The 8805-nt window shown below is 65.0% G+C and carries 7 protein-coding genes and 1 pseudogene; 2 read left to right on the top strand and 6 right to left on the bottom strand.

All coding sequences use genetic code 11. The features are described 5' to 3' along the window. Positions 1 to 325: 325 nt before the first annotated feature. The 6 genes and pseudogenes from AC07DA_RS27305 to AC07DA_RS27280 form a co-directional block, all read right to left on the bottom strand. Positions 326 to 484: pseudogene (locus tag AC07DA_RS27305) on the bottom strand (IS5/IS1182 family transposase); the annotation flags it as partial. After that, positions 427 to 678, bottom strand: a complete 252-nt coding sequence (locus AC07DA_RS27300; RefSeq protein ID WP_479130848.1) for a hypothetical protein — start codon at positions 676 to 678, stop codon at positions 427 to 429. The gene AC07DA_RS27300 and the pseudogene AC07DA_RS27305, both read right to left, overlap by 58 nt. Before the next feature lie 489 nt (positions 679 to 1167). After that, entirely contained in the window at positions 1168 to 2109 is a 942-nt protein-coding gene (locus AC07DA_RS27295) for a restriction endonuclease (RefSeq protein ID WP_479130840.1), read from the bottom strand. Positions 2110 to 3441: 1332 nt separating this feature from the next. Beyond that, the gene (locus AC07DA_RS27290) at positions 3442 to 4314 is read right to left on the bottom strand and encodes a hypothetical protein (protein WP_479130839.1); all 873 of its coding nucleotides are present in this window, start codon (positions 4312 to 4314) and stop codon (positions 3442 to 3444) included. Between the two features lie 492 nt (positions 4315 to 4806). Beyond that, the gene (locus AC07DA_RS27285; RefSeq protein WP_479130838.1) at positions 4807 to 5103 is read right to left on the bottom strand and encodes a hypothetical protein; all 297 of its coding nucleotides are present in this window, start codon (positions 5101 to 5103) and stop codon (positions 4807 to 4809) included. Positions 5104 to 5695: 592 nt separating this feature from the next. After that, positions 5696 to 5974 (bottom strand): hypothetical protein, encoded by a 279-nt coding sequence (locus tag AC07DA_RS27280; RefSeq protein ID WP_359789972.1) that lies wholly within the window; start codon positions 5972 to 5974, stop codon positions 5696 to 5698. A gap of 78 nt (positions 5975 to 6052) precedes the next feature. Between AC07DA_RS27280 and AC07DA_RS27275 the strand changes: the two genes are divergently transcribed. Together AC07DA_RS27275 and ettA are read left to right on the top strand one after the other, a co-directional pair. After that, positions 6053 to 6808 (top strand): GntR family transcriptional regulator, encoded by a 756-nt coding sequence (locus tag AC07DA_RS27275; RefSeq protein ID WP_479130837.1) that lies wholly within the window; start codon positions 6053 to 6055, stop codon positions 6806 to 6808. Positions 6809 to 7139: 331 nt separating this feature from the next. Then, positions 7140 to 8804: an energy-dependent translational throttle protein EttA gene (gene ettA, locus AC07DA_RS27270; protein ID WP_094055543.1), complete on the top strand. Its 1665-nt coding sequence runs from the start codon at positions 7140 to 7142 to the stop codon at positions 8802 to 8804. Position 8805: the final 1 nt, after the last annotated feature.

The following is an 8805-nucleotide window of genomic DNA, read 5'->3' as shown; positions in this document are numbered from 1 at the left end:
CCGCTACGAAAAGACCGCCGCCATCTACCTGGCCGGACTCCACATCGCGGGCATCTTCCTCTGGTCCGCCCGGTGATCCAAACGAAACTGCCTAGCCCCGGGACCGACCCTGCCGACGGGCCGCGCATGACTGTTCCCGCTGGATTGCTACGTGCTCGGGTCTCCTACGTCCCAGCCGGACCACCGTCGGCCGACACCAAGGGCGGTCCTGGTGACCACTTCCTGTATCAGGTGGATCTCTGGCCATCCGACCGGGCTCACGGACTCGTCATCGTCAAACAGGGGCCGGAAATCTGGGCAGGGTAGATACTCGTCTACTGCTCGTCTATCTGCCGATTGCGAGATTGTGTAGGCGGGCGATTCCGCTCATCGCTTGATGGACGCCGTCGCCCTTCAGGCGGCAGTCACGGAGGATCTTCCAAGCCTTCATGTGGGCGAAAGCGTGCGCGACACGGGCGCGGACCTGGCGGTGAGATGCGTTGTGTCTTGGGCGCTGGTTGCTCCCCAGAACCGGGCGGCTCCGCTCGGGTGGAACTCGTTGAGCTGCTTGCGCTGGTCGGGCGTGAGCAGGTCGGCCCGAGGATCTGTGGTGAAGTCGACCGGGATGTCGAGGGTGTCCTTCCAGTGGCGTCGAGCGGCAGGATTGCCGTACGCGGGCTGGATGACGACGAGTGGCATGAGGCCCCCTAGATGTGAACGCGAACCAAGCATGGCATCGAGAACTGGCAACTCGGTTCTCAGGTAGGGCAGGTGACCGACCGGCCCCCCTCCCCAAGCCACCTTCGGGTTGCAGGCCTCTGGCATCCAACGCGCCGCCGCCCGACAACTACCAAGATCCAAGCCGCAGTCACTGCACCACAACCGCACCAGATCGAGCGGAGAGCAGCGGGGAATCACGGCGAAAGCAAGCCCGTCCTGAAACGTCCGTGCTGGGAGTGTTCACCCAGGTCAGCGCCCGGCCAGGTTGCACATGCTCGCAGCTTCCCAGGCTGAGGGCTCAGGCACAGTCGTCGTGTGCCGGCCAGAGGGCCTCAGCCACGTTGCCAGTGTCGTCGACCGGGAGCACGCGCCACGAACCGCGCAATGAGGGCCTACATACAGCTCACAGGCTTCCTAGTGATGCAGGTCCAAGAGATCGAGGGCTTCAATGTGGTCTAAACCGGCCAGTCAGTCAGTACCCGAGAAGATGGCCGACACCGGCAGATAGCAGTGGCCGGTCTGGCTGGCGTGCTGGCGTTTGCGAGCGATCAGGTCGTCTAGGCGGATGCGCTGCTCCAGGACCGCCATGAAGTCACTGCCGTCCATCGTGATGAAGGGTGTGCTGTAGCTGTAGACGGCCAGTGCATCTGAGGTGAAGCCGCTCATGCTGACGTACAGGCCCAGCGTGTTCTTGCCCTTGCGCTCGATGTTGTTCTTGAACACGTCCAGCTCCCGGCGGCCAATGGCCTCCTTCCACCACTTGGCCTCAAGGACGTAGTGGTCAGTGGCATAGGTGAACGCGCCGTCGATCTGCTCATGGTCAAGGCTGTACGACGCCCGGGGCTCGAGGTCGTACAGCCCAAACAACTTGTTGATGAAGTCCTCAAAGTCGGTGCCGCGCCGGTGCGGGTCACTGGACGTGTGCAGCTCGAAGAAGCGTAGCTTCAGGGCCTCATGGTCGGCGTTGAACAGCCGGGCCTGCTCAGCTTGCCTGGCGCTGTCGGCAATGGTGGCTGCGTGGTCCTCGTGCTCCTGGATGACGGACCGCTGGTGCTCGGTCCACTCGCGCAGCTCGGCCACGGCGGCTTCGGCACGGGCCACCATCTCGTCCCGGTCTACTTGCTGCTCCAGGTTCGAAAACCGCTTCATCTCCGCGATGTCAAGCATGAGCTTGATGGTCAGGTCTCGGTACCGGGCTTCATTGGCCCGGAGGAGATCAACCAGGTGACCAGAGGTTTCGCGCTTGGTGGTGCTGAAGTCGAGCCGCGCCAAAAGCTCGCTGTGGTCTTGCAGCATCCCCCGGAGATACCGCTCAAAGGGTGGCTTGTTCCAGAAGATCACCGTGAGTGCGTCGGCCAGAGCGATGTAAGCACGCGGGTTGATCTTGTTGCTGCTGGCGCTCTGTGGCATAGCCCCCTCTTCCTCAAGCCCCATTCAGGCGTACCGCCATCTCAACACGGTAGCGTGGCAACGGCCGGTGATGCGCCCTTCACCTCGTCGGATGATGCGTCATGCGGCTTGCTCCTCGGTCGCGTAGAGCGACGTGGCTGCTACCGGTGGGGGTGCAGCGAGGCACACGCGCGCCTGGTCGGTCGGCGCGCCCGCTGTCGTAGCTGACTGTCGTCGGCTGAGGTTCGTGCCACAAGCGTGCCAGATGCAGGGGTCAGCCACGGTCAGCACCGGCGCCCCGCGGTCGGGCACCCGCTCGCTTCCTCGACTGGCCAAGCCGCAGCTCAGCCCCCAGATCACCCAGCCTCTCTCCTAAAGCGGGGCTTTCACAGTGGCGAGCTCGGATAGCAGTATCTGCCATCTCACGGCGACCCAGCAGTGGGGGGACGAGAGGAAAGACCTTCCGTATTACGCCGGTAACTTCCCCCGGCTATACCGAGATCGCGACGTATGGCTGCATGGAACTCGTCGCGCGATATCCGATACCTCTTGTATGCCTTTTCCCACTCCGTTGCGTCCACGTCAATCAATCCGCGGGCGTAGTCACTTAGTTCCCACAACGCAGAACGGAAGGCATGTGCAGCCCTACCTACTTGCTCATCTCCGAGCAGTTGTACCGTTTCGTATGCGAGCGCCAGACGCCTATCAGATTCGGCGATCTCTTTCATTCCGTCTTCAATGGAGGCAGGAGGGGGGCCTTCGAGAAGACCTCTTGTCGTAGCAAGCGAACGCGCAGCCCCAACCTGAACATGTGCTACATGGATTAGCTCTCGATACGCCTCGAATCTGCGCTGGCTCCACTCCCGTTGCACATCCCGCTTCCACCGGAATCGCTCAGAGAGTGCACTGCCAGCGAAGGAGACGACCCCGCCGATCACTACGCCTATCAGGGCTGGAAGTTGAACCGCCAAGCTCACGTGTCCCCCAAATCGACCGGTACCCTCGAACGAACTGCCCAATGGCTCCTCTGTCTGTGCCGCCAAGTAGTCTGCCCCGCAGCGTGCTTGCCTAGCCTTCCCCCGTGGTGCAGGGCCTACGGCACTCGCCAGGCCAGACGACGCGGGCAAGGTGCTCGCAGGGCAGCGCTCAGAAGCGTCTCACCGGTGATTCCTCCGCACGAGCACAGCATCGGGTGAGTGTCTGACTGCGTGATAAAGCCCACGAACAACGGCGAACAAACCGTGGACGTCAGCGAATTATCAGCCCAGGTGGCAGGCGCAGCGACTCAAGGACAGCGAGCATCCCAAGTTGCTTCGGGACGAAGAGATCATGGGTGCGATTCCGCCATAGCTATTACGGAGTCCGTATCACGGCGCCGGAGGTGAACCACTGCACGAGCGTCGCAGCGAGATGCACGGCACTTTGGGCCGCCTCGGGCGTCTCCGGCACCGTGCCAGTCTGCGCGCCATGCCTAGAGGTCTGGCCCTCCCACAGGGCGCGCATCATCGCCTCCACAGGCACGACGGGGTCTTTGCCAGCAGGGCTGAAGAGAGCAGTGGTGAACCGTGAGGGCGAGTTACGAATCACGCGGATCATCGTGCCCAACGTCGCCTTTGCGTTGTTCGGCTCAACGACGGCATGGGCAGCGGACTCAGCCGCTTTGATGGCCTCACTATAGGCCCGCACGGGATCGGGATGCAGCCCGTAGGCCGCCGCCCACGCTGCAGCCAGATGGTCGGCAGCAGAGCCGGCAGGAAGGGAGCTCGCAGCGTCAGAGACTGTCTGTTGCACGGCGCCCCGGACAGCCGTGGCTACGCGCATCTCTAGTCCACTCAAGTCATCAGCCACCCGATAGGCAGACCCTCCTTCGGTCAGCAGCACGCCAAGGACATGCGCGGCATTGCGTGAGTTCGCGCTCTGCCTCTGATCCGCCCGGTAGGCCAGCAACGCATCAATCACGTCTAGCAACTCCGCCCCCTCGGCCCCCAGCAGTCGGTCGAGAGAGCTGCTGTACGGAGAAGGGTCTATGCGGAGTCGAAGGCTAAGCACCATGGCCAGGCCGTGGTCCGGCTGCTCTCGGTACTCGCCACGACCGAGCTGAGCGTGCAACCAGGCCGTCAGTGGCTGACGAAGGTGCGACGGCACGCCCTCGTAAGGGGCACCATCGCTGAATGCGTCGGCGAGGCCAGCGCGGGTGGAGAAGCGCTGGCGTGGAGCAGTCGTCATGAGCGGGAGCGTAGCGCCAGCCGGTCAGACACATGGGCGGATTTTTCGGTTCCTGCGCCGTCACGGTACGGCCCTCAAGATGCGTTCAAGGACGCCGTTGATACCTGGCGAGCGTTAGTCGCCACGGTCCTTGCCTTGATGCGCTACAGATCAAGGACGGAACCAGCGTGCCAGCGAGCCCACGCGGTTACACCGTCCTGACATCCACGAGTGACATCAACGGCTCCGGAGGTCAGCACTCTCAAGCGGTCTGGCATGGCCAGCCTGGCCGGGTAGCGCCCCGGGGGTACCGAGGAGCGATCGAACTCCTAATGCGGTGCTCACGCGCGAGCGCCCTCCCGGGCCGTCCTCGGGCCGTGGAAGGGCACTCAATGGTGACCAACGTCGACAGGTGCCGACAGCTCGGCAGCAGGTCAGGAAGTCGACAGATAAGACGGCCGCAGGTCACGGCCGCCGATGATCAGTTGTGGCTGTGCAGCAACTAAGTGCCGCTCAGGGGCGCGCCCGCGCGACGGGTCCTCGTCCTCGGCTGGTCGCTACTCGCAGCACGTCCCGCAAAGCGCTGGTCAAATTGGCGGCGAGAAGATGGAGCTCCTCTAGGTCTTCGGTCTCGTCGTCGAGTACCTGGTTTGAGTGCTCCAGCAGTTGGGACGCCATCCCGAGTTGGAAGGCCTCGATGTGGTCCGCCAGGCGGGACACGTAGCCGCCTTGGTCATCGGTGCTCAGGTAGCACGGTTTGCCGTCCGGTCCCGCCCACGGGAGAAGTCTGAGTTCGTCCTGTGTTGTCATCCCTGCGTGCGCCTCTCGGTGATCTCGACGTTCGGAGCCGGCGTGCCAGTGGATGCGGAGTCGCTCACAGCCCTACTCCCGGGCCCGGACTGCCCCGGTGCCGAGTGGCACACGCATTCGCACGCCTCGTAGATCAAGGGCAGGTCGACCGGCGCTGATTCCGGAGACGACTCCGCGCAGGCGGAGTGCGTGCCGATCTGGCAAGCGGTCGAGCGGTACGAGGTGGCCGAGGCGTCCGGGCCAAGAGTCTGCCGCTGCGAGGGCATCAGTGGACCCCCAGGAGTGTCGTCCAGGCGTCGGTCGGCATCCGCGGAGCGATGACGACCGTCGGGTGCCGTCGTGCGCGTTCTTCGTGCGCCAGTACGTAGGGACGGACGAGTGCGGTGTCCTCGCCCCTGAGCGGCTGCCAGCAACTCGCCCTGTCGAGGTCCTGGCCCAGGACGGCCGTCGGCTCGTCAGCGAATGCAGAGGAAGCGGGGGCGGGTGTCGGCCGGGACGGCCGTAAGGGGCGGCGGTGCCTGCCCTTGGGGAAGTACCGCGCTCGGGTGAGCGAGGCGGCACGGCGGATACGGTTGAGCACGCTGGTCAGCTCCTATCGCTGATGGCTCGGTCCCCCGACATCGCCCGTCGTGGGGACCGCTTTGCGTACGACCGCCCAGAGGGTGCGGCCATTCAGGCTGGTGGCGAGAAGCCCGAATCGATCGGCCTCAGCCACCGCTTCAAGGACCTCCCGCCATAAGTCGGCAGTGAGTGATTCCGGTACCTCCGCCTCGACCGACGTGTGCCGGTCGTGCTCTTCCAAGCGCGCGGGAAGCCCGAGGTCGGACAGCCGGGCAGCGATGGCTGCCGCACGAACTCCCGAAGCGGGCACAGGGCAGCCTCCGTCACCGGCGATCACTTTGAGTGAAGCTAGTTAACTAGATTAGAGCTAGTGGACTAGATTTTCCATATGTCTGAGCAGCCGCCCTACCTCCGTATCGCCGACGAACTCCGGCGGCGGATCGCGGAGCACGTGTGGGAGCCGGGGGACCGGCTGCCCTCCCGTGCCCAGATCGGCCAGGAGTGCGGCGTGGGCGAGAACGTGGTTCGCCGGGCCCAGGAACTGCTGATCTCCCAGGGCGTGCTGGAAGGCCGCGCCGGATCAGGGACCTACGTCGCCGAGCCTCGACAACGGGTGCGGGTTGTCCGGTCGTCTGCGCGCGAGCAGCCCAGCGGATCTCCCTTCCGGGCGGACATGAAGGCCGTGGGCAGGCAAGGAGATTGGGAGAGCCGGACCGACGCCAAGGTCCCCGCCCCGGCCGACATCGCGGCGCGGTTGGGCATCAGCGAGGGCGACCTGTGCGTCAGGACGTCATACGAGTTCCTGGCTGACGGCAGGCCGGTGCAGCTGTCGACGAGTTGGGAGCCCTACGACCTCACCGCCGGCACCCTCGTCGTTCTCCCCGAGGGAGGCCCGCACGCTGGGGCCGGTGTCGTGAACCGCATGGCCGCGATCGGTGTCACCGTCAGCCACGCCGTGGAGCAGCCGGAACCGCGACAGGCGACCGCCGAGGAGGCCTCTCTTCTGGGCATCCAGAAGGCCGCACTCGTCACGCACATCCGGCGGACGTACTACAGCGACCAGGGGCGGCCCGTCGAGACAGCGGACATCGTCGTGCCTGCCGCTCACTGCGAGATCGTCTACGAGATCCCGATCAACCGGTAGGCACAGACTTTCGCGCGGGCGGACTGTGCCGGTGCTTCAGTGCGTCCACGTCTTGCAAGGGTGAGGGCGAGCCCTGCCGTTCACGCCGCGACGGTGACCCAACCCCGGACATTGCTGCCACCGAATGATCACCCCTGGGCCGTCTCTGGGCCGTGCGAGGGTGCCCGAGGCCGATCAACGGCGACCGACAGTGACAAACGAGTCTCGGCCGCCAACCACGAAGCCGCAGGTCACAGCCCCCCACTCATACGCGTTTCCACCCAGGGGTGGCGGTACGGCAAGATGGGGTGTATCTGCCCACTGCCAGTTTCAAGCTGCCGGACGGTTTCTCTTGGCTGAGTTCATTTACACCATGCGCAAGGCGCGCAAAGCGCACGGCGACAAGGTGATCCTCGACGACGTGACGACGAGCTTCCTGCCGGGGGCGAAGATCGGCGTCGTCGGCCCGAACGGCGCCGGCAAGTCGACGATCCTGAAGATCATGGCCGGGATCGAGCAGCCGTCCAACGGTGACGCCTTCCTCACGCCCGGCTACACGGTCGGCATCCTGCTCCAGGAGCCGCCGCTGAACGAGGAGAAGACCGTCCTGGAGAACGTCCAGGAGGGTGTCGCCGAGATCAAGGGCAAGCTCGACCGGTTCAACGAGATCGCCGAGCAGATGGCGACCGACTACTCCGACGAGCTCATGGACGAGATGGGCAAGCTCCAGGAGCAGCTCGACCACGCCAACGCCTGGGACCTCGACGCCCAGCTGGAGCAGGCCATGGACGCCCTGGGCTGCCCGCCCGGCGACTGGGCCGTCACCAACCTCTCCGGTGGTGAGCGCCGCCGCGTCGCGCTGTGCAAGCTGCTGCTGGAGCAGCCCGACCTGCTGCTGCTCGACGAGCCCACCAACCACCTCGACGCCGAGTCGGTGAACTGGCTGGAGCAGCACCTGGCCAAGTACCCGGGCACCGTCGTCGCGGTCACCCACGACCGGTACTTCCTCGACAACGTCGCCCAGTGGATCTGCGAGGTCGACCGCGGTCGCCTCTACCCCTACGAGGGCAACTACTCCAAGTACCTGGAGACCAAGGCCGCCCGCCTGAAGGTCGAGGGGCAGAAGGACGCCAAGCGGCAGAAGCGGCTGAAGGAGGAGCTCGAATGGGTTCGCTCCAACGCCAAGGGGCGGCAGGCCAAGTCCAAGGCGCGTCTGGCCCGCTACGAGGAGATGGCCGCCGAGGCCGACAAGATGCGGAAGCTGGACTTCGAGGAGATCCAGATCCCGCCGGGCCCCCGCCTGGGCAACGTCGTCGTCGAGGTCAACAACCTCACCAAGGGCTTCGGTGACAAGCTCCTCATCGACGACCTCTCCTTCACGCTGCCGCGCAACGGCATCGTGGGCATCATCGGCCCGAACGGCGCCGGCAAGACCACGCTGTTCAAGATGATCCAGGGCATCGAGGAGCCCGACTCCGGCTCCATCAAGGTCGGCGAGACCGTCAAGATCTCGTACGTGGACCAGAGCCGCGAGAACATCGACCCCAAGAAGACCCTGTGGGCCGTCGTCTCCGACGAGCTGGACTACATCAACGTGGGCCAGGTCGAGATGCCCAGCCGTGCCTACGTCTCCGCGTTCGGGTTCAAGGGGCCGGACCAGCAGAAGCCGGCCGGTGTGCTCTCCGGCGGTGAGCGCAACCGCCTGAACCTCGCGCTCACCCTCAAGCAGGGCGGCAACCTGCTGCTCCTCGACGAGCCGACCAACGACCTCGACGTCGAGACGCTCTCCAGCCTGGAGAACGCGCTGCTGGAGTTCCCCGGCTGCGCCGTGGTCGTCTCCCACGACCGGTGGTTCCTGGACCGCATCGCCACGCACATCCTCGCCTACGAGGGCGAGTCCAAGTGGTTCTGGTTCGAGGGCAACTTCGAGTCGTACGAGAAGAACAAGGTCGAGCGGCTCGGCCCGGACGCCTCCCGTCCGCACCGCGCCACCTACAAGAAGCTGACCCGGGGCTGAT

It is taken from the genome of Streptomyces sp. NPDC044921 (assembly GCF_056432865.1).
This window is presented reverse-complemented; position numbering and strand designations above follow the sequence as displayed.